Consider the following 20291-nt stretch of genomic DNA (forward strand, 5'->3'; position numbering starts at 1 on the left):
GCTCGCGTGATCAAGACAACGCTGAACATGAACATTTTGGCTGAGGAAACCGCATGTTGTGGCTAATGATCCTGGTAGTGGTTGGGTTGGTGTTTGCTCCAGCCATGTGGTTGCGGCCCAGCGTACGTGATCGTAGGCTCGCTCGGCTTCGCTCGGCGGCGGCGGGAATGGACGTCAGTGTCAGGCTCGAGGACGGGCCTCTTCACGGTAACCGGGACAAGATGGCAGCCTATCGTTGGCTCTATCCGGGCCTGCGCCCCGGGCCGGGTTTTCTGCTGGTCCGTGATACTCACGCCAGCCATTCCCTGAAGTCTTACGTCCAGGGCTGGCGCTGGCGCGTGGAGCCGTTACGACCGTTAACGCCACAGGCCAGTGCCTTGTTTTCACGCTTGTTGAGTCAGTTGCCGGAAGATGCGGTGGTGGTGCAGTCGAACGACAAGTCATTGACAGTGTGGTGGGACGAGTCTCTGGAAGCCGAGGCTTTCGCACAATTGGCTGCGCCAGCCACGGCGTTGCGAGATGTGTTGCAGGGCAATCCAGACCGGGTGATGGGAGGCGTACCGAACACGCCCCCCTGAGCGGAGAACGCCGGGGAGGAACTGCCACCGATGTAGCATTGAACCGATGTTGCATTGTCAGTCGCAGTCGGTGTCGGGCTCCGCATTCAGCAGTGATTGACCGTTGGCTTCGATGCGTGTCAGCAGCTCGTTGAGCTTCTGTTGGTCATTGTCATCGATGCCAGCAAGCATATCCTGGCGCGCTTCGCTGACCACTGTTTCGATCTGCTCCAGCAGTGGTGCAGCCTTGGGCGTCAGGTGTATGCGCTTGGTACGACGATCCTGGTCACATGGGCAACGCTCGACCAGACCCTGTTCACAGAGTTGGTCAAGTGTCCGCACCAGCGAAGGGGCCTCGACGCCAATCGCCCGGGCGAGGTCGCACTGCGGTTGTCCATCCGGCATATGTGACAGATGGTAGAGAGTAACCCAACGGGTCTGAGTCAGCCCCAGAGGAGCCAGGCGCTGGTCCAGCACAGCACGCCAGATACGTGGTGCGCGGGCCAGCTGCAAACCAATGTTCTCGTTCATGACCGTCCATCATTGAAAGGCAACAGATCGATAATTGTCCGAACGCTTTGCGTGTAATGCAAGCTATTGCGAATCATGGGTGCTTGCAGAACGGGTTTGGGCCTCTTTTTCCATGCGTCTATCGGCTATGCGTCTACAGGATGTTGTGAGGCTTCTCGAGGAATATTGTCTCCCGCTGCAGTCTCCGTTTCAGCTTCCGGCAGGCGTCGTCTCCTCAACCTCGACAGGCGCCGCCTCCTCATCCTCGGCAGGCGCCGTCTCCTCATCCTCGGCAGGCGCCGTCTCCTCATCCTCGGCAGGCGCCGTCTCCTCATCCTCGGCAGGCGCCGTCTCCTCATCCTCGGCAGGCGCCGTCTCCTCATCCTCGGCAGGCGCCGTCTCCTCATCCTCGGCAGGCGCCGTCTCCTCATCGTCGTCTTGACGTTGCTCAACAGCTTGAGTGGCCTGCTCGACGACTTCCTCCACCTGCTCAATGATATCTTCAGATAGCGGCCTGGTTGAATCGCCCTGCTCGGGGCGAGCTGTCAGCCAGCGTAGACGCAAGCCAGGCAGTCCCATCTGTGGTGAAATGTTGCCATTGGCCAGAGTGGCGAGAGATTCGTCATCGCTGACCCGGAAGCGAATCACACCGATGCTTTGCCCTCCGGCCGTCATCACATCGATGCGCCAGCGGCCGGCACTGTCCTCGGGAAAGTTCTGCTTGCGGGTCCAGGCACGATATCCCTCACCGCGACCACCTTGTATCTCGAGAGGAATACGGTCCACCAATTTTCCATCATGGCGCCATTCGTGGACGACTTCCTCGCGTAACCCGCGCGGGGCATGAATGGCGGTATAGGCATAGAGCCCATGATTGGCCACGGCTGCCGGAGTCAGCGTAAGGCTCCCCTGAGGAGTGCGCTGAGCGGCATCAAATTGCGGAGACAGCGCGCTGCCAGACAGCCATAAAGTCGCGGGTGGTACCCAGATACGCCCCAGCCAGGCAGCGCTAGCCAGTACGGGCAGTATGGCCATCAACGCCAGCCAGCGACGACGAGTCATAGGGCGAAGCAGGTGCAGCAGGCTGGGCAGGCTGACGATCACCATCGCCAGTGAGGCAAGCAGAAGGCTCTGACCTGTCGAAAGGTGCAGCACCAGCGGCAGGGTAACCAATACCAGCAGGAAGACGCACTGAGCGTGAAAAATCAGGTAGAGCGCGCGCCGTTGATCAGCGAGACGATAGTAGAGCGGGTCAAGTATCGACAGCACTGCCAGCACGACCATCGCCACTGTGAACACCGCCTGGCCACTGGTCCATACTGTGGTGGCAAGCAGAAATGGCAGCGTGAAGAATAGTGTTTCCTGGTGAACCATCTGTGCGATGAATGTTGTCACACCACGAGGCAATGTTGGATACCCACGATTGGCCATCATTCGACCGATCAGGCTCTCTGAAAGCAGCAGCAACCAGGTCAAGAGCATACCGACAGCCAACAATACCCCCAGCCACTGCTGACGCTGGACGAGGAAGAAGCTGGCGATACCGGCGATGAAGGCGATAGGGGGCCAGACCCAGTGCCAGGGCCGTAGACGCGCTACCCAGCGCTCGACAAGGCGCTGGATTCGGGTCGGTCCATGGAAAGAGGATGAGACTGGCATGTCGGACATGGGGTGGACCCTTGAGAAAAGGCGGCCACAATGACAGTGGCGCACCGAGCGAATGGCGGCTGAATGTTCGATGATCGAGGCCGTGTGGGTCAATCCTGCGTCGGGAGATGGTTACAGTATGGCCAATCGGCGGGAGAAGGTCTGTGGCTGGTACCCGCGTTACCGGGTGTGGCTACAAAGTAGGGCTTGACGCGATCCCGGCTTTGGACCAAGCTGCTGAACAAATCAAACGGCCGTATGAATTCGGGATCAACAACCACAGCGAAGACCTGAGCGGAGATTCGTGGATGATCTATCAAGGCAATGCCATTACGGTGGCGCGCAATGGCGATGATATCGCCATACTGACCTTTGACCTCAAGGACGGGTCAGTGAACAAGCTATCTGCGGCGGTGGTCGCGGAGTTGGGCGAAGCGCTTGAGGCAGTGCGTTCTGAAAGTGGTCTCAAGGGTTTGATGCTCAAGAGCGCCAAGGAAGCCTTCATTGTCGGTGCCGATATCACCGAGTTTCATGGCATGTTCGAAGCGGGAGAGGCAGAGATCACCGCCATGCTCGAACGTGTACACGGGATATTCAATGGTCTCGAGGACATGCCGTTCCCGACCGTCACTGCAATCAATGGTCTGGCACTGGGCGGTGGTTGCGAAGTTGTGCTGTGTACCGACTTCCGAGTGATGAGCGAAACCGCGAAGATTGGTTTGCCTGAAACCAGGCTGGGCATCCTGCCGGGTTGGGGTGGTTGTGTACGCCTGCCGCGCTTGATCGGTGCGGATAACGCCATCGAATGGATTGCCGGTGGTACGGAAAACCGTGCCGATGCCTGTCTCAAGGTTGGTGCTGTGGATGCCGTGGTGCCGGGCGATCAACTGGAAGCTGCGGCACTGGATATTCTGGCGCGTGCCAACGCAGGCGAGTTTGATATTGAAGCACGGCGTCGCGAGAAGACCAGCCCCCTGAAGCTCAACGCTATCGAGCAGATGATGGCTTTCGAGACCGCCAAGGGCTATGTCGCCGGCAAGGCGGGGCCGCACTACCCAGCACCGATTGAGTCGATCAAGGTTATCCAGAAGGGCGCCGGTGAAGGTCGCGAGCGCGCCCAGGCCATAGAGTCGAAGAGTTTCGCCAAGCTGACGCAGACTGAGGTCTGCTACAACCTGGTCGGCCTGTTCCTCAACGACCAGGTGGTCAAGAAGGCGGGGTCGCAGTACGCCGGGCAGGCTCAGCCAGTGAAGCAGACTGCGGTGCTTGGCGCTGGCATCATGGGGGGCGGTATTGCCTACCAGAGCGCGTCCAAGGGTACGCCAATCCTGATGAAGGACATCAAGGAAGAGGCGATCGAGTTGGGCCTCAAGGAAGCTCGCAAGCTGTTCGGCAAGCAGCTCGAGCGTGGCAAGCTGACTTCCGATGGTATGGCGCAGAAGCTCTCCAATATTCGTCCGACACTATCTTATGGCGACTTCGGTAATGTTGACCTGGTCGTCGAGGCGGTCGTTGAGAATCCGAAGGTCAAGGATGCCGTGCTGACCGAGGTCGAATCTCAGGTCTCGGACACCACCATCCTCGCTTCCAACACCTCGACCATCTCGATCAATCGGCTGGCCGAGAACCTCAAGCGCCCTGAGAATTTCTGCGGCATGCACTTCTTCAATCCGGTGCACCGCATGCCGCTGGTTGAAGTCATCCGCGGAGAAAAGACCAGTGATGCCGCTGTGGCGGCGACGGTGGCCTATGCCCGCGCCATGGGCAAGACACCGATCGTAGTCAACGATTGTCCGGGCTTCCTCGTCAACCGTGTGTTGTTCCCGTATTTCGGTGGCTTCAGCATGCTGGTAGAGCAGGGTGCTGATTTTCAGCGTGTCGACAAGGTCATGGAGAAGTTTGGTTGGCCGATGGGGCCGGCATATCTACTCGATGTCGTCGGTATGGATACGGCCGTGCATGCCAATGAGGTCATGGCAGAAGGCTTCCCTGATCGCATGGCGCGTGAAGAGAAAACCGCTATCCAGGTAATGTTCGAGAATGATCGTCTTGGCCAGAAGAACGCCAAAGGCTTCTATGGCTATGAAGAAGATCGCAAGGGCAAGCCGAAGAAGGTGGTCGATGAGCAGGCGTTGGAGCTGGTCAAGTCGGTGACCACTGCCAGTCGTGAGTTCAGCGATGAGGACATTATCGCGCGGATGATGGTACCGCTGTGCATGGAAACCGTGCGCTGTCTGGAGGATGGTATCGTCGGCAGCCCGGCCGAGGCAGATATGGCATTGATCTATGGCATTGGTTTCCCGCCGTTCCGCGGTGGTGCGCTGCGTTACATCGATGCTATGGGCCTGGCGGAGTTCGTTGCCGTCGCAGAGGGTCTGGCCGATGAGCTCGGCCCGCTGTATGCGCCGACCGAAAAACTGCGCCAGATGGCCAACAATGGCGACACCTTCTACGCCAAGTGACCCCACGACACAGGAGAATATCCATGAGTTTGAATCCGAGAGATATCGTGGTGGTCGACGGCGTTCGTACTGCCATGGCCCGCGCGAAGAATGGTGCCTTCCGTCACGTGCGTGCCGAGAATCTGTCCGCCGAGGTGATGAACGCTCTGTTTGCGCGTAACCCCAACCTCGATCCGGCGGCCGTCGATGATGTGATCTGGGGCTGCGTCAACCAGACGCTCGAACAGTCGATGAACATCGCCCGAAATGCCCAGATCATGACCGGCATGCCACGTTCGGTGCCGGCGCAGACCGTCAATCGTCTGTGTGGCTCGTCGATGAGCGCGCTGCATATCGCCGCCGCTAATATCAAGGCGGGAATGGGCGATTTCTATGTAATTGGTGGTGTCGAGCACATGGAGCATGTGCCCATGACCCACGGCGTCGACGTCAATCCCGCTGCCAGCAAGTATGCTGCCAAGGCGGCGATGATGATGGGGTTGACGGCCGAACTGCTCGGCAAGTTGCACGGTATCAACCGTGAGGATCAGGACGCCTTTGGCGTGCGCTCTCATCAACGAGCCTGGCAAGCACTGCAGTCCGGTGGTTTCGACAATGAAATCATCGGTGTCGAGGGCCACGATAGTGAAGGGCGTCGTATTCTGGTCAAGCAGGATGAGGTGATTCGTCCCGAAACCACCCTGGAGTCGCTGGGTGGGCTCAAGCCGGTGTTTGATCCACGCAGCGGCACGGTGACGGCGGGCACCTCCTCGGCGCTGTCGGTAGGCGCCAGTGCCATGGCGGTCATGAGCTACGAGCAAGCTCAGGCGCTGGGCCTTGAACCGCTGGCGCGAGTGCTGTCCACGGGAGTTTCCGGGTGTGACGCCTCGATCATGGGTTATGGCCCGGTGCCGGCATCGCAGAAGGCGCTCAAGGCCGCTGGCCTGACCATCACTGACATCGATACTGTCGAATTGAATGAAGCTTTTGCGGCTCAGGCTCTGCCGGTACTCAAGGAGCTCGGTCTGCGTGACAGTATGGAAGACAAGGTCAACCTGCATGGCGGTGCGATCGCCCTTGGGCATCCGCTGGGTTGCTCTGGTGCACGTATCTGCACCACCTTGCTGAATGTCATGAAGCAGCAGGATACCCGCCTGGGTCTTGCCACCATGTGTATCGGCATGGGCCAGGGCGTTGCCACGGTGTTTGAACGCCTCAACTGATGCCTTGCGGAAAAGCACGATGAAGAAGAAGGGTCATGGCGATAGGCAGCCATGGCCCTTTTTCATGTCTATCGACTTCATGTCCATCGTTGTCATCATGAGCAGTGGTAACACGGCACGTTCATCTTTACAGGATGCCGCTGTCGAGTCCTGCTGCCATGGCCATGCCCAACTCTTCGACCTGTTGCTCAAAGGCATCCTGCCACTTTCCTCGCAGAATCAGTGGTTCCTGCACCCAACGCCAGCGTAATCCCTTGACGATGCTCTCCACCGCGCGTTGAGTGCCGGTTCCGTCGTGCCCGGCGCGGATATACAGCGCACAGGGCAGGCCCTGAGTCTCTTCAAGTACCGGGTAGTAGCTACGGTCGAAGAAGTCTTTCAAGGCACCGCTCATGTAACCGAGGTTTTCTGTGGTGCCGAGCACAATGGCATCAGCCTCGCGCACTTGCTGAGGACCACAGTCGAGAGGGGCGTGGCAATTGACTTCTACAGCTTCGATGCCTGGATGTTCGGCACCGCGACACACAGCCTCACGCAGCCGCAGGGTGTTGGGAGAGGGGGCGTGGGCGACAATCAGTAGACGTTTCATGGGTCACTCAGCGATCGGGACCTGTAGCGATCATCATGCCAGAGATAAGGGACGTTGGCTCGGCGGCAGGAGGTTAGTCAGCTAGTCAGGGTAGCAATAGCCAAGTATCTGGCTCGGCATTTGGTGAGTTTGGGGCTAACGTGTCAGAGTCATGCAAGAGAGTCATGCAGGTCTGCCGTTTATACTGAACCCAGCATGTTTTCGTCGGTTCGTCCGGCACGGCAGGATAATCTGGTTCCGCAAGAGGTGAAATGACATGGTATTCGCGCTATCGACGCTATCGGTTTCCAGTAGTGCCTTCGACGCGGACGGCGAGATCCCGAAGCGCAACAGTATGGAAGCAGAGGATCTTTCCCCGGCCTTGGCATGGCACGGTGTGCCTGAGGGCACTCGTGGCATAGCAATCATCTGTCATGATCCGGATGCACCGCTGGTGAAGGCTGGCGGATACGGTTTCGTACATTGGGTGCTTTATAACCTGCCAGCCACGATCACATCGCTGGACGAAGGCTCGGATCTAGGTACGAAGGGAGTCAATGACGCAGGAAAGCTGGGATACTGTGGCCCCTTGCCGCCACAAGGTCATGGTCTGCACCGTTACTACTTCTGGGTGCTGGCGCTGGATACCGAAACCGACTTCCCCGAAGGGCTGACCATGGCTGAGCTGCTGGATAAGGTGGAGCCCAACCTGCTGGGGATGAATCGCTTGCTGGGGACCTATCAGCGGGCATGACCCTATGCAGGCCTCGCGAGCACTGGGAAGGAGGTGTGACGCCCGAGCCGGGCGTTGGCCGACTGGCAATTCTGCGGTCTGCGGGGTAGTCTGCCGGTTCTGTCTTGCGAGGTTATTTTGCCATGAGTGAACTGCCCCCCTGTCCCGGCTGCCAGTCCCCGTTCACCTACCATGACGGTATGCAGCTGGTGTGCCCTGAATGTGGCCACGAGTGGGTTGCCGGAGAGTCTGAACAGGCGGATGAGGAAGCACAGATCCGTGATGCCAACGGTAATCTGCTGGTAGACGGTGATACCGTCACCGTGATCAAGGACCTCAAGGTCAAGGGGTCGTCGTCGGTGGTCAAGGTTGGCACCAAGGTCAAGAATATTCGTCTGGTGGATGGCGACCATGATATCGACTGCAAGGTTGATGGCATTGGCCCAATGAAACTCAAGTCAATGTACGTCAAGAAGGCTTGAGCTCACCTATGCGCCATTGACGAAGATGAACGCCTCCGATTGGAGGCGTTCGTCGTTTCATGGACGGCGGATCAGCGAACCAGTTTGAGCAGGGCTTGTGCAGTGGCCTCGGACGATGCCGGATTTTGCCCCGTGACCAACAGATCATCGTTGACCACATAGCTTGCCCAGTCGCTGTCCCGAGAGAACTCAGCGCCATTGGCCTTGAGCATGTCCTCGACAAGGAAAGGGACGATCTCCGTCAGGCCCACTGCCTGCTCCTCACTGTTGGTAAAGCCTGTTGCACGGCGTCCGGCGACGAGTGGTTTTCCGTCTGGTGTGCGTACGTGGCGCAGCACGCCGGGAGCGTGGCAGACTGCTGCTATCGGCTTTTGCTGGTGGTGAAACGTTTCGATCAGGCCGATGGAGGCTGGGTCTTCGGCGAGATCCCACAACGGACCATGGCCACCGGGATAGAACAGCGCATCGAAGTCATCTGCACGTTGCTCGGCCAGCACCAGAGTATTGGCAAGCGCTTGCTGTGCGTCACTGTCTTGATGAAAGCGTTCTGTTGCCGGAGTCTGCGCATCATCAGCATTACTGATCGGGTCGATCGGCGGCTGTCCGCCGTCAGGTGAGGCCAGAGTAACCTCTGCTCCGGCATCCTTGAACGCGTAGTAGGGGGCAGCAAATTCTTCCAGCCAGAAGCCGGTTGGCTTTCCGGTGTTGCCCAGTTGGTCGTGAGAAGTCAGTACCATCAGAATCTTCATTGTCAGCGGCTCCGCGTTGAGAGTGTCGTGATGGGCATTATCATGAGACAACAGCTATGATTCGATAATTCGAAACTTTTTATATCTGGTATTCAAATCATGAATATCACAGGCAAGGACTTGAATCTGCTGTGGGTCTTCCAGGTTCTCTATGAAGAGCGCAGTGTCTCACGCGCCGCCGAGCGGATGTCGCTCAGCCAGCCTGCGTTGAGTCATCGCCTTGGTAAGTTGCGTAATGAGTTCGATGATCCATTGTTCGTGCGTGCGCCACGTGGCTTGACCCCCACTCCGCGCGCGCACCAGTTGGCGCTGCCGGTGAGTCGCATGCTGGTCCAGCTGGATGCCTTCTATGAAGAGATGGAGGGTCAGAATTTCCTGCAGCGTGACGAACGCCTGCACATTTACGCCACGGATTATCTCGAGCAACGACTGTTGCCCAGCCTGCTTCCACAACTGCGTCGCGGAGCACCCAATCTCACTCTGGTGACTCATAACACCGGGGGGACATTGCCGCGCGAGGCGCTGGAGAAGGGCACCTGTGATCTGGCGATCGCCGGCTTCTTTTCCGATCTGCCGGAGACCTTTCGTCAACAGCGGCTGTTGTCTGAACCGTTTGTAGTGCTGGCTGCGAAGGACAATGCACGGATTGCCAGCTCGGGAGCACTGGATCTCGATACCTACCTGGCCTGCGAGCATCTTCTGACAACTCTTACGGGAGACCTCAATGGCATCGTGGACCGTGCTCTGGATCAACTGGGCACCCAGCGCAGAGTAATAGCTGGGGTCTCGAGCTTTCTCGCACCGACACGCATCGTCCCCAACAGCGATTATCTGCTGACTTGCCTGAAGTCGGTTGCTGAACAGGCGGTTTATCTTGATGCGTCGTTATGTATTCACTCATTGCCGCTGACACTACCCAGTGTGGACCTGATGCAGATATGGCATGAGCGCACGGACGGCGATCGCTTGCGGCGTTGGGTGCGTGAGCAGATACATGCGGTAGCATGTCAGATTGAATAACTTCGTTGCTGATGCGCCTTTTGGTGGTGTCGAGGTGATGGTGATGTCAAATTGATGGTGGTGTCGAGTTGAGGGTGATGAAGCCTGGACCGGGTTTGTGTCTTGTACCGACGCCGAGTCGATAATGATGAGATATCTGGACTGAGCTCATTGACCACAAAATGTCTGATGAGTCGTTGCTGAAGGGAGAGGCTGGATGCGCATGATGGGCTATATCGTTCTGGGACTGCTGCTGGTGTTGGCAGGCTGCGATAACAGCGCGGACGATCAGGAAAATGCGCCAGATCCGGCCACGCAGGTCGATACACCCGTGTCAGACAATACGGTGGCAACAGCAGAGACCGAAGCCGAGGACGAACTGGCCGGTATCGAGCCAATGGTGGAACCCGTAGAAGTGACGCTGGAGGCAGTGTTGCTGGCAGATCGACGAATGCAGGTTGTTGGGCGTACCAATCTGCCGGATGGCACTCGTGTGCAAATGGTCGTCGTGCGGGAGGCCAGTGGCGTGCGCTGGCAGGAGCGCACGGTGGTGAATGGTGGTCGGGTTGAGGCAGGCCCTTTTGGCCCGGGTAGCGGCCTTCCCGATGGCCACTATCTGTTGCGCTTGAGATCAACGCCCGTGGAGTTGCAACCCTCTGACGTGCAGCGACGACTGGGAGATCGGGGCGAGCATCTTACGGGGCGATTGATCACACAATCCGAACATGGATTAGGGCAACTGGTATCCGCGGTTCAGCGTGTACTGGTCGGCCAGCAGGTGAGAAGGACCACCGATAGAGTGACGGTCGAGGAACTGAGTCAGTAATCGCGGGCCAGTCCGCATCCTGTCAGCAAGGATCCAAGGCGCTTGCCGGAGCGGAGGGGGAATGGACTAGCGAGTGCTGCGTGATATATCGCTCAGCGGTTCATGGCGCCATAGAGCCACTATCTTGGCTGCCAGACGTAAGCCACTGTGGTAGGGAGTTACATCATTCTGCCCTTGACGCTGGAACGTCAACTGGCCAGTGGCATCCTGAGCGACACGACGAATCATTAGCCTCTCACCTTCGGTGACGAGATAAAGACCTGGCTGTCGAAATATCTCGGTTGGTGCTGCGGCGACCAGATCAAAGGCGTGTAGAAAGTCAAAGCTTTCATCCGGTGCTGGCGTCAACAGATGACAGTCCCCGTCCCAGCGCTGACCCGGAATCAATTCAAGTGGCAGATCAACACCCTTGTGGGCTGCTTCGTTCCACGGCAATGGAAGTCGTGAGCGCAGGTACAGAGGAGAAGGGCGGTTGGGTTCGCCTTCCAGCAGGTGGGCCAGGGGGCAGTTCAAGGCTTGGGAAAGAGCCACCAACCGCTCGTGGCCAATCTGCTTGATGGTCCCGGATTCCCAATAGGAAATGGTGACGTCGGACACGCCAACGTGGCGTGCCAATGCGGCCTTGTTGAGGCCAGCAGCGATTCGAAGAGACTTGATGCGCGGGCCCAGCGCGTCCATGAAACTATCCTGTTCGGGAACTTGAAGAATTTAGAATACTCATGGATTGGCGCCATTAGTTCAATCTGTAATCCCGATGAATTTACCCTGGATGTGCCAGTCAGGGGTTGCTCGCAGGCCCTGAGGCCGCACCGTTGCTGGGTTTTACGCTACAGCACAGCGTAAGGGGAAATCTACGATTCCTGAAGCAGTTTGGGGGTGAGGCCAGAAACTTCCTGCTTGATGAAGGTAGAAGAGGACCCGGGGACGGCTGCCAGTTGCTGGCAAGGCGCGTATAATGCGCCAACGCTGCCGGAATGGCTCCAAACCCCATCAGGATGCAGGAAGATATGACTGTTCGTACGCGAATTGCCCCTTCGCCGACTGGAGATCCTCACGTAGGAACTGCCTACATCGCGCTTTTCAATCTCTGCTTTGCTCGTCAGCACGGTGGTGAATTCATTCTGCGTATCGAGGATACCGACCAGCTCCGTTCGACTCCCGAGTCGGAACAGATGATTCTCGACTCATTGCGCTGGCTGGGTATCGAGTGGAGTGAAGGTCCCGACGTCGGTGGTCCTCATGGTCCCTATCGCCAGAGTGAGCGTCGCGACATCTATGCCGAGCACGCTCAGCGCCTGATCGATGCGGGACATGCCTTCAAGTGCTACCGCACCAGTGAAGAGCTCGACGAGCTGCGCGAGGCACGCAAGGCCGCTGGGCAGCATCTGGCGCTCAAGCCGGCAGATCTGGCGCTTGACGCGAACGAACAGGCGCATCGCGAACGTGAGGGTATGCCTTTTGTCGTACGCATGCAGGTGCCGGAAAGCGGCAGCTGTGTGGTCGAGGATATGCTGCGTGGCACGATCGAGGTCGACTGGGCCCAGGTAGATGCTCAGATACTGCTCAAGTCTGATGGTATGCCGACCTATCATCTGGCCAACGTGGTCGATGATCACCTGATGGGGATCACCCATGTGCTACGTGGCGAGGAGTGGATCAACTCGGCACCCAAGCACCAGTTGCTCTACGAGTATTTCGGTTGGGATATGCCAGCGCTGTGCCACATGCCGTTGCTGCGCAATCCGGACAAGTCGAAGCTGTCCAAACGCAAGAATCCGACGTCGATCAATTATTATCGTCGCATGGGGTTCCTGCCCCAGGCGGTGTTGAACTATCTCGGCCGCATGGGCTGGTCGATGCCTGACGAGCGCGAGAAATTCTCGCTCGATGAAATGGTCGCCAACTTTGATATCCAGCGTGTATCGCTGGGCGGCCCGGTGTTTGACCTGGAAAAGCTGACCTGGCTCAACGGTGTCTATCTGCGTGAAGACCTGGATGATCAGGCTTTCCTCAAGGCCTTGATGGGGTGGGCTTTCAATCCGTCATACGTCGGCCAGATCCTACCGCAGGTGCGGACCCGTGTAGACACCCTGTCGGATGTGGCTCCTCTGGCAGGACACTTCTTCTCCGGTCTTCCGGATATCGACGCGTCAAGCTTCGCCAGCGTGAAGCTCGAGCATGAGGAACTGCTGCGCCTGCTGCAATTCCTGGTCTGGCGATTGGAAGTTGTGCCCAGTTGGAACAAGGAAGCATTGCTCGCCGAGGTCAAGACACTGTGTGAGTACTTTGATCTCAAGATGAAGGGCTTTCTCGCTCCCGTGTTCATTGCGGTTACCGGTTCGGCGTCGAGTACCTCCGTAATGGATGCCATGGCGATTCTGGGCTCCGATATGACCCGGGCTCGCCTGCGTCATGCCATTAATGTATTGGGTGGGGTATCGAAGAAGCAGGCCAAGCGTTTCGAGAAGGAATATCGCGAACTGCCTTGACGATAAGCGATAAGCACGTTGTGCGCGGGCAACGTGCTGTCAGTGGACTCCCGGACTTTTATCGGTTGGTCGTGGGTGGCTCCGGACAGCTCGTCGCTCGCGTCTTGAAGATCGCGACTTGTGGTCCACATGGATGCGGAAGTTGCGCAGTAGAGTCTTGACCTCCTTGGGGATTGTCAGTAAGATGCGTCCCGTCTTCACGAGATACGGGGCCTTAGCTCAGCTGGGAGAGCGCGACACTGGCAGTGTCGAGGTCAGCGGTTCGATCCCGCTAGGCTCCACCACCTTCTCGTTCAGAACTGCGTCCCATTCGTCTAGTGGTCCAGGACACCGCCCTTTCACGGCGGGAACAGGGGTTCGAACCCCCTATGGGACGCCACCTTTCCTCTCTGATGTTTCTTCTGTGTCATCACGCTTCTCAGCGGCTGTGATGTGAGGAATCCATTGCATTTTCGGAATGCATCCTCGCTATGTGGATAAGTCCATTCTTTTTTTGTTAGTGATTGTCATTTATCGAAAGAAAGCGGCCGGATAGGCCCTTATCGCTTGACAGTCCGCAGTAATTGTCCACTCCCTTGCATGGTTTGTGCTTCTTTAAAGCAGCAATCCTTTTTGCCCCTCCCATCTGCGCATTCTTTTAATTTATTCTTTGTTTTCAATGGGTTGTAATAGATTAAAAAATGACCAATCTAAGGCGCGCCCCGTGTTCATGGCGATTCGAGGGCGGTTTCGATAGGTTGTGAACAGGGTTATCCACAGAAAGTGTGGAAAACGCGGAAGAGAGGCCAAAAGATGCTGGTCGAGGCCGACGCCAAGTGGTTTATGCACAGCGTCGGCCTGCCAGGAAGGGAGGTTATGAATCCTTGTTCCGACGTAGGCGCTTGAGCAGGGAAGAGGTATCCCAGCGTCCGCCGTCCATGCTCTGGACATCGGCATAGAATTGATCGACCAGTGCCGTCACCGGCAATTGCGCCTGTAGCTTGCGTGCCTGCTCGAGGCAGATGGCCAGGTCCTTGCGCATCCAGTCGACGGCAAAGCCGTGCTGGTAGTGATCGTCGATCATGCTGGCGTGGCGATTTTCCATCTGCCAGGAGCCTGCCGCTCCCTTGCTGATCACATCGATCACACGTTTTTGATCAAGGCCCGCCTGTTCTGCGAAATGCAGCCCTTCCGACAGCCCCTGAACCAGTCCGGCGATGCAGATCTGATTGACCATCTTGGTCAGTTGTCCGCTGCCAGCAGGGCCCATCAAGGTAACCGCACGACCGTAATGCTCGAGAATCGCTCGTGTAGCATTGAAATCCGTTTCCGCGCCACCACACATGATGGTCAGGGCGCCATTCTCGGCCCCTTGCTGGCCGCCAGAAACCGGCGCATCGACAAATCCGATGCCGCGTTCAAGGCAGGCTTGATTCAGCTCCTCGGCCAGTGTCGAAGACGCAGTAGTGTGGTCGATCAGAACACTACCCTCGGTCAAGGTGGAAAGTACACCGTTCTCGCCGATTGATACCTCACGCACATCGTCGTCGTTACCCACGCACATCATTACCAGCTCGGCACCTTCGGCAGCAGCAGCGGGGGTGGGGTGATGGCTGCCGCCATATTCATCACTCCAGGCTTGGGCCTTGGCTGCTGTGCGGTTGTAGACCCGGACCTCGAGGCCGGCTCTCGCCAGGTGTCCTGCCATGGGATAGCCCATGACTCCGAGGCCGATAAAGGCAACTGTGGATATCCTGCGGCTCATTGTGTGCTCCCTGGGGTGATGAAATAGGCGGATTGGGTAAGTGGTGGGGTGAGTCAGTCAGTAGTAATGGATACGAGGTGGACCCGTCCAGCACAACCTATATGGGGCCTGAAACGCCAGAAGCCGCCCGGGCGGGCGGCTTCTGGCGTATATAGCGACGGCAATCCCGATTATTCTGCGGGATAATCGCGCTGAGTGTGGCCAATGTACATCTGGCGCGGCCGGCCGATCTTGTAGCTTTCACTGATCATCTCATTCCAGTGAGAAATCCAGCCAATAGTGCGAGACACCGCAAAAATCACGGTGAACATGTTGGTAGGAATGCCCATGGCCTTGAGAATGATGCCGGAGTAGAAATCGACGTTCGGGTACAACTTACGCTCGATGAAGTACTCGTCTTCCAGTGCGATCTGCTCAAGACGCTTGGCGATCTTGAGCTGCGGATCATCACCAAGGCCGAGCTCTGCCAATACTTCGTCGCAGGTTTCCTTCATCACCTTGGCGCGCGGATCGAAGTTACGATAGACGCGGTGCCCGAAGCCCATCAGCTTGAAGGGGTCATCCTTGTCCTTGGCCCTATCGATGAAGCGCTGGATGTTATCCTCGGAGTCGTCACCGATCTCGTCGAGCATATTGAGAACGGCTTCATTGGCGCCACCGTGTGCCGGTCCCCAGAGTGCGGCGATACCTGAGCTGATGCAGGCGAAGGGGTTGGCGCCGGTGGAGCCAGCCAGACGTACCGTGGAGGTCGATGCGTTCTGCTCGTGGTCAGCATGGAGCATGAAGATGCGATCCATGGCCTTGGCGTAGACCGGATTGATCTCGTATGGCTCGCAGGGATTGCTGAACATCATGTAGAGGAAGTTCTCTGCGTAGTTCAGGTCGTTGCGCGGATAATTGAACGGCTGGCCGATGTTGTACTTGTGCGACATCGCGGCGATGGTCGGCATCTTGGCGATCAAGCGGATGGCGCTGATCTCGCGATCTTCCTGCTTGGTGATATCAAGATGATCGTGATAGAAGGCCGCTAGACCACCGACGACACCGCATAGAATCGACATCGGGTGTGCGTCGCGGCGGAAGCCCTTGAAGAAGTTGGCAAGCTGCTCATGCACCATGGTGTGCGTGCGTACGCGTGCTTCGAAGTCCTTGTACTGGGCTTCGGTGGGCAACTCGCCGAACAGCAGCATGTAGCTCATTTCGACAAAGTTGGAATGTTCGGCCAGTTGCTCGATCGGGTAGCCGCGATGCAGTAGAACACCTTTGCCGCCATCGATATAAGTGATGGCTGACTCGCATGAGGACGTCGCCATGAAGCCAGGGTCAAATGTGAAAAGGCCTTCGGCACCCAATCCGCGCACATCGATTACATCAGGCCCTGCGGTGCCAGAGTAAACCGGAAGTTCTATCGGCTTCTCCAGGCCATCCACCGTCAGGGTCGCTTTTCTGTCAGCCATGTCAGGCCTCCTTATGTGTTCGATATGGAGCGATAAGTTGTCTTTTCTCACTAACATGCCGGCGAAATGGGTCCCGCTCGGCCAAAAAGGTTTGCCCACTATAGAAGCGTTCCAGATATTGTCAATTCTCCGATCGACGCCTCTTGGTTGTACGCCATTCCCTTGCTTGTATAGGGCTTGTAGAGAATATGATGCTTTGCACCATATCATGAATTATGGCAGTGCAGCATCATGACGGATTTGGGGGCTTTATGCCGATTCGTCACCAAATTTCCTGGAAGCGACTGAGAACCACTCCGCATACGCCATTTGTCATGGCTTTGGCATGTCCCTATAATTCAGCCCGCGACTGGCAGGAACAGGAAGCCGTGTCCAACTTATCTGGTTGGCGCGCAAGCCCTTCCCGAAACCACCGCCCGCTCGGGCCTCAGGCCCGCATGTCGTAGAGTGGGCCAAGAGAGTGTGTAGAGAGCCGTGAATAGCAAACGACCCGTAAACCTGGATCTATCCACGATCCATTTCCCCCTTCCCGCCTTGACGTCGATTACGCACCGCATCACCGGCGTCATTCTCTTCGTTGGCCTGATCTTTGGCTTCTGGGCCCTGGATGCCTCACTGTCATCTCCTGAGGGGTTTGAAGCAGTGCGCAATGCGCTGGCCCACAACTTCCTTGCCAAGTTGATTGCCTGGGGCCTGTTGTCCGCCCTGGCGTTCCACTTTGTGGCTGGCTGCAAGCACTTCATCATGGACGCCAACATCGGCGTATCGCTGGAAGGTGGCGTGAAGAAGGCGCAGATCACCATCGTGGCAAGCGTCGTACTGATCATTCTGGCGGGAGTCTGGGTATGGTAACCAATATCACGAGTTTCAGCCGCAGCGGTCTGTCCGACTGGATCATCCAGCGTGCCAGCGCCCTGGTCATGGCAGTCTATACGGTTTTCCTCGTGGCATATCTGCTGCTGCATCCGCAGCTCGACTATGCGACCTGGAGCGGACTCTTCCAGCAGACCTGGATGCGCATCTTCTCTCTTCTGGCGTTTGTGTCCCTCGCGGCACATGCCTGGATCGGCCTGTGGACGGTAACTACCGATTACATCAAGCCAACGGCGATTCGCGTCGCTGCCCAGTTCATCATCATCGTTGCCATCTTCGTGTTCCTTGTCTGGGGCATCCAAGTGCTGTGGGGAGCCTGATATATGTCTAATATGCGTACTTTGACCTACGACGCCATCATCATCGGTGGTGGCGGCGCTGGTATGCGTGCTGCCCTGGAACTGGCCAAGTCAGGCAAGAAGACAGCAGTGCTGTCCAAGGTCTTTCCGACTCGTTCCCATACCGTTTCCGCTCAGGGCGGTATCACCTGTGCCATTGGTTCATCCGATCCCAACGACGACTGGCGCTGGCACATGTATGACACCGTCAAGGGCGGCGACTACATCGCTGATCAGGACGCTGCTGAATATATGTGTTCGGAAGGTCCGAAGGCGGTGTTCGAACTCGAGCACATGGGTCTGCCGTTCTCGCGCTTCGACAACGGCCGTATCTATCAGCGCCCGTTCGGTGGTCAGTCGAAGAACTTCGGTGAAGGTGGCCAGGCGGCGCGTACCTGTGCCGCAGCGGACCGTACCGGTCACGCGCTACTGCACACTCTGTATCAGAACAACCTGAAGAACAACACCACCTTCCTCAATGAGTGGTACGCCGTCGACCTGGTCAAGAATGCCAACGGCGACGTGGTTGGTTGCATCGCCATGGATATCGAGACGGGCGAAGTGGTACACGTCAAGTCCAAGGCAACAGTGCTGGCTACCGGCGGTTCCGGCCGTATCTACGCGTCCACGACCAATGCCCTGATCAACACCGGTGACGGTATCGGCATGGGCCTGCGTGCTGGTGTGCCGATGCAGGACATGGAAATGTGGCAGTTCCACCCGACTGGTATCTATGGTGCCGGTGTACTGGTGACCGAAGGTTGCCGGGGTGAGGGTGGTTACCTGATCAACAAGGATGGCGAACGTTTCATGGAGCGCTATGCGCCCAACGCCAAGGACCTTGCTGGTCGTGATGTGGTAGCACGCTCGATGGTCATGGAAATCCTCGAAGGCCGTGGTTGTGGTGAGAACGGCGATCACGTTCTCCTCAAGCTCGATCATCTCGGTGAAGAAGTGCTGGGCAAGCGTCTCCCGGGTATCGTCGAACTGGCCAAGACCTTTGCTCACGTGGATCCGGCCCGCGAGCCGATTCCGGTGGTGCCGACCTGTCACTACATGATGGGTGGCATTGCCACCAACATTCATGGTCAGGCCATTGCTCCGGATGCCGATGGCAACGACAGGATCGTCAATGGCCTGTATGCCTGTGGCGAAGCTGCCTGCGTCTCGGTCCATGGGGCCAACCGTCTGGGCGGCAATTCATTGCTCGACCTGGTGGTCTTTGGTCGCGCGGCGGGTATGTTCATCGAGAGTGCGCTCAACGAGGGTATCGAGTACCTCGACGCCACCGAATCCGATATCGATTCGGCGATGAAGCGTATCAATCGCTGGAACGAGTCTGAGGGCGGTGAAAGTGTGCCCGAACTGAAGCGTGAGCTGCAGAGCATCATGCAGAATTCCTTTGGCGTGTTCCGTGAAGAGAAGAACATGGTCGAGGGTGTGCAGAAGCTGGCCGAGCTGCGTGAGCGTGTCGCTAACGCCCACCTTTCAGACAAGTCCGCGGCCTTCAACACCGCGCGTATTGAAGCGCTGGAGCTCGACAACCTGATGGAAGTGGCAGAAGCCACAGCGATTGCAGCTCTGGAGCGTAAGGAAAGCCGTGGTGCTCACTCGCGCTACGACTACCCGGATCGTGATGACGTCAACTGGCTCAAGCACTCCATGTACTTCCCGAGTGAAAAGCGCATCGGCAAGCGTGATGTCAACTTCGCGCCCAAGACCATGGATAAGTTCGAGCCAAAAGTCCGCACATACTAAGGGGGAGTCACATGTCCAAGCTTCAGGTATCCCTGTATCGCTACAATCCCGAGACTGACTCCGCTCCTTATATGGAGGAGTTCGAAGTCGATACTCAGGGTCGCGACATCATGGTGTTGAACCTGCTCGAAATGCTCAAGGAGCAGGATGCCACCGTTGCCTATCGTCGCAGCTGCCGTGAAGGCGTTTGCGGTTCTGACGGCATGAACATGAACGGCAAGAACGGCCTGGCCTGTATCACGCCGCTGTCGCATGTGGTCAAGAACAACAAGCTGGTACTGCGTCCGCTGCCCGGTCTGCCTGTCATCCGTGATCTCGTGGTTGATATGGCGCTGTTCTACAAGCAGTACGAGCGCATTCAGCCGTATCTGCAGAACGACACGCCAGAGCCGGCTATTGAACGCCTGCAGTCTCCAGAGGAGCGTGACAAGCTCGATGGGCTCTATGAGTGTATTCTCTGCGCCTGCTGCTCGACCTCCTGTCCGTCTTTCTGGTGGAACCCGGACAAGTTTGTCGGTCCGGCGGGTTTGCTGCAGTCTTACCGTTTCCTGGCGGACTCGCGAGACACCGCAACACGTGAGCGTCTCTCCGATCTCGAGGATCCGTTCTCGGTATTCCGCTGCCGCGGAATCATGAATTGTGTCGCGGTTTGCCCGAAAGGGCTTAACCCGACACGGGCGATCGGCAAGATTCGTGAGATGTTGCTGGCGAATGCCACTTAAATAGCAGCGCCGGGCTTGTTATCATGTGTCCGGCTCAAGGGCGCGACGTAACGTCGCGCACTTGAATCTGGCTATGTTTCAAGAGCCGGTGCACAGTGCACCGGCTTTTGAGCATGGAGCAGGTCCATACATGGCTAGCGTTAGCACGTTAGCGGCACAACGACAGGGCGCTCGA

General features: G+C 57.4%; 19 protein-coding genes and 2 tRNA genes. 14 read left to right on the forward strand and 7 right to left on the reverse strand.

What is annotated here, in order from left to right:
* The first annotated feature begins 53 nt into the window (after positions 1 to 53).
* The gene (locus AR456_RS05655) at positions 54 to 578 is read left to right on the forward strand and encodes a hypothetical protein (RefSeq protein ID WP_021820394.1); all 525 of its coding nucleotides are present in this window, start codon (positions 54 to 56) and stop codon (positions 576 to 578) included.
* 57 nt (positions 579 to 635) lie between these two features.
* On the opposite strand, the gene slyA is transcribed toward AR456_RS05655, so the two are convergent.
* Positions 636 to 1088, reverse strand: coding sequence for a transcriptional regulator SlyA (gene slyA / locus AR456_RS05660; protein WP_021820395.1), 453 nt, complete (start codon positions 1086 to 1088; stop codon positions 636 to 638).
* A 189-nt stretch (positions 1089 to 1277) separates the two neighbouring features.
* Positions 1278 to 2735, reverse strand: coding sequence for a DUF5924 family protein (locus AR456_RS05665; RefSeq protein ID WP_335337927.1), 1458 nt, complete (start codon positions 2733 to 2735; stop codon positions 1278 to 1280).
* Between the two features lie 287 nt (positions 2736 to 3022).
* Here AR456_RS05665 and fadB point away from each other — a divergent pair, with 287 nt between their 5' ends.
* Complete coding sequence (fadB, locus tag AR456_RS05670) at positions 3023 to 5176, forward strand: fatty acid oxidation complex subunit alpha FadB (protein ID WP_031208584.1); 2154 nt, start codon at positions 3023 to 3025, stop codon at positions 5174 to 5176.
* 23 nt (positions 5177 to 5199) lie between these two features.
* Positions 5200 to 6378, forward strand: coding sequence for an acetyl-CoA C-acyltransferase FadA (gene fadA / locus AR456_RS05675; RefSeq protein ID WP_021820398.1), 1179 nt, complete (start codon positions 5200 to 5202; stop codon positions 6376 to 6378).
* Positions 6379 to 6505: 127 nt separating this feature from the next.
* On the opposite strand, the gene AR456_RS05680 is transcribed toward fadA, so the two are convergent.
* Positions 6506 to 6967, reverse strand: coding sequence for a flavodoxin family protein (locus tag AR456_RS05680; RefSeq protein ID WP_021820399.1), 462 nt, complete (start codon positions 6965 to 6967; stop codon positions 6506 to 6508).
* A gap of 256 nt (positions 6968 to 7223) precedes the next feature.
* Between AR456_RS05680 and AR456_RS05685 the strand changes: the two genes are divergently transcribed.
* Positions 7224 to 7700 (forward strand): YbhB/YbcL family Raf kinase inhibitor-like protein, encoded by a 477-nt coding sequence (locus tag AR456_RS05685; RefSeq protein WP_021820400.1) that lies wholly within the window; start codon positions 7224 to 7226, stop codon positions 7698 to 7700.
* Positions 7701 to 7822: 122 nt separating this feature from the next.
* Entirely contained in the window at positions 7823 to 8161 is a 339-nt protein-coding gene (locus tag AR456_RS05690; RefSeq protein WP_021820401.1) for a zinc ribbon domain-containing protein YjdM, read from the forward strand.
* 71 nt (positions 8162 to 8232) lie between these two features.
* Here AR456_RS05690 and AR456_RS05695 read toward each other — a convergent pair whose 3' ends face one another.
* The gene (locus tag AR456_RS05695) at positions 8233 to 8910 is read right to left on the reverse strand and encodes a type 1 glutamine amidotransferase domain-containing protein (protein WP_021820402.1); all 678 of its coding nucleotides are present in this window, start codon (positions 8908 to 8910) and stop codon (positions 8233 to 8235) included.
* A gap of 99 nt (positions 8911 to 9009) precedes the next feature.
* Here AR456_RS05695 and AR456_RS05700 point away from each other — a divergent pair, with 99 nt between their 5' ends.
* Both AR456_RS05700 and AR456_RS05705 read left to right on the forward strand, forming a co-directional pair.
* Positions 9010 to 9930: a LysR family transcriptional regulator gene (locus AR456_RS05700; RefSeq protein ID WP_021820403.1), complete on the forward strand. Its 921-nt coding sequence runs from the start codon at positions 9010 to 9012 to the stop codon at positions 9928 to 9930.
* A gap of 196 nt (positions 9931 to 10126) precedes the next feature.
* A complete protein-coding gene (locus AR456_RS05705; protein WP_021820404.1) occupies positions 10127 to 10735 on the forward strand; it encodes a hypothetical protein in 609 nt (202 codons plus the stop codon).
* Positions 10736 to 10801: 66 nt separating this feature from the next.
* Here the strand turns inward: AR456_RS05705 and AR456_RS05710 are convergent, their stop codons facing one another.
* Complete coding sequence (locus AR456_RS05710) at positions 10802 to 11413, reverse strand: helix-turn-helix domain-containing protein (protein ID WP_021820405.1); 612 nt, start codon at positions 11411 to 11413, stop codon at positions 10802 to 10804.
* A gap of 329 nt (positions 11414 to 11742) precedes the next feature.
* On the opposite strand from AR456_RS05710, the gene gltX reads away from it, so the two are divergent.
* From gltX to AR456_RS05725, 3 genes are all read left to right on the forward strand, one after another.
* Positions 11743 to 13224 (forward strand): glutamate--tRNA ligase, encoded by a 1482-nt coding sequence (gene gltX, locus AR456_RS05715; protein ID WP_021820406.1) that lies wholly within the window; start codon positions 11743 to 11745, stop codon positions 13222 to 13224.
* Positions 13225 to 13432: 208 nt separating this feature from the next.
* Positions 13433 to 13508, forward strand: a tRNA-Ala gene (locus AR456_RS05720).
* Positions 13509 to 13527: 19 nt separating this feature from the next.
* Positions 13528 to 13603 (forward strand) — tRNA-Glu (locus AR456_RS05725).
* A gap of 474 nt (positions 13604 to 14077) precedes the next feature.
* On the opposite strand, the gene AR456_RS05730 is transcribed toward AR456_RS05725, so the two are convergent.
* Together AR456_RS05730 and gltA are read right to left on the reverse strand one after the other, a co-directional pair.
* Positions 14078 to 14968 carry an NAD(P)-dependent oxidoreductase gene (locus AR456_RS05730; RefSeq protein WP_021820407.1) on the reverse strand — a complete coding sequence of 297 codons (891 nt, stop codon included), beginning with the start codon at positions 14966 to 14968 and terminating at the stop codon, positions 14078 to 14080.
* Positions 14969 to 15138: 170 nt separating this feature from the next.
* The gene (gltA, locus tag AR456_RS05735; protein WP_021820408.1) at positions 15139 to 16425 is read right to left on the reverse strand and encodes a citrate synthase; all 1287 of its coding nucleotides are present in this window, start codon (positions 16423 to 16425) and stop codon (positions 15139 to 15141) included.
* A 474-nt stretch (positions 16426 to 16899) separates the two neighbouring features.
* On the opposite strand from gltA, the gene sdhC reads away from it, so the two are divergent.
* From sdhC to AR456_RS05755, 4 genes are read left to right on the forward strand one after another with little or no spacing between them, the layout of a single operon-like run.
* Complete coding sequence (gene sdhC, locus AR456_RS05740; protein WP_031208588.1) at positions 16900 to 17277, forward strand: succinate dehydrogenase, cytochrome b556 subunit; 378 nt, start codon at positions 16900 to 16902, stop codon at positions 17275 to 17277.
* Entirely contained in the window at positions 17271 to 17618 is a 348-nt protein-coding gene (gene sdhD, locus AR456_RS05745; RefSeq protein ID WP_021820410.1) for a succinate dehydrogenase, hydrophobic membrane anchor protein, read from the forward strand. Before sdhC ends, sdhD begins: the two co-directional genes overlap by 7 nt.
* A 3-nt stretch (positions 17619 to 17621) precedes the next feature.
* Positions 17622 to 19394: a succinate dehydrogenase flavoprotein subunit gene (gene sdhA / locus AR456_RS05750; protein WP_021820411.1), complete on the forward strand. Its 1773-nt coding sequence runs from the start codon at positions 17622 to 17624 to the stop codon at positions 19392 to 19394.
* Between the two features lie 11 nt (positions 19395 to 19405).
* Entirely contained in the window at positions 19406 to 20116 is a 711-nt protein-coding gene (locus tag AR456_RS05755; protein ID WP_021820412.1) for a succinate dehydrogenase iron-sulfur subunit, read from the forward strand.
* Positions 20117 to 20291: the final 175 nt, after the last annotated feature.

The sequence above is a fragment of the Halomonas huangheensis genome (assembly GCF_001431725.1).
Classification (GTDB): domain Bacteria; phylum Pseudomonadota; class Gammaproteobacteria; order Pseudomonadales; family Halomonadaceae; genus Halomonas; species Halomonas huangheensis.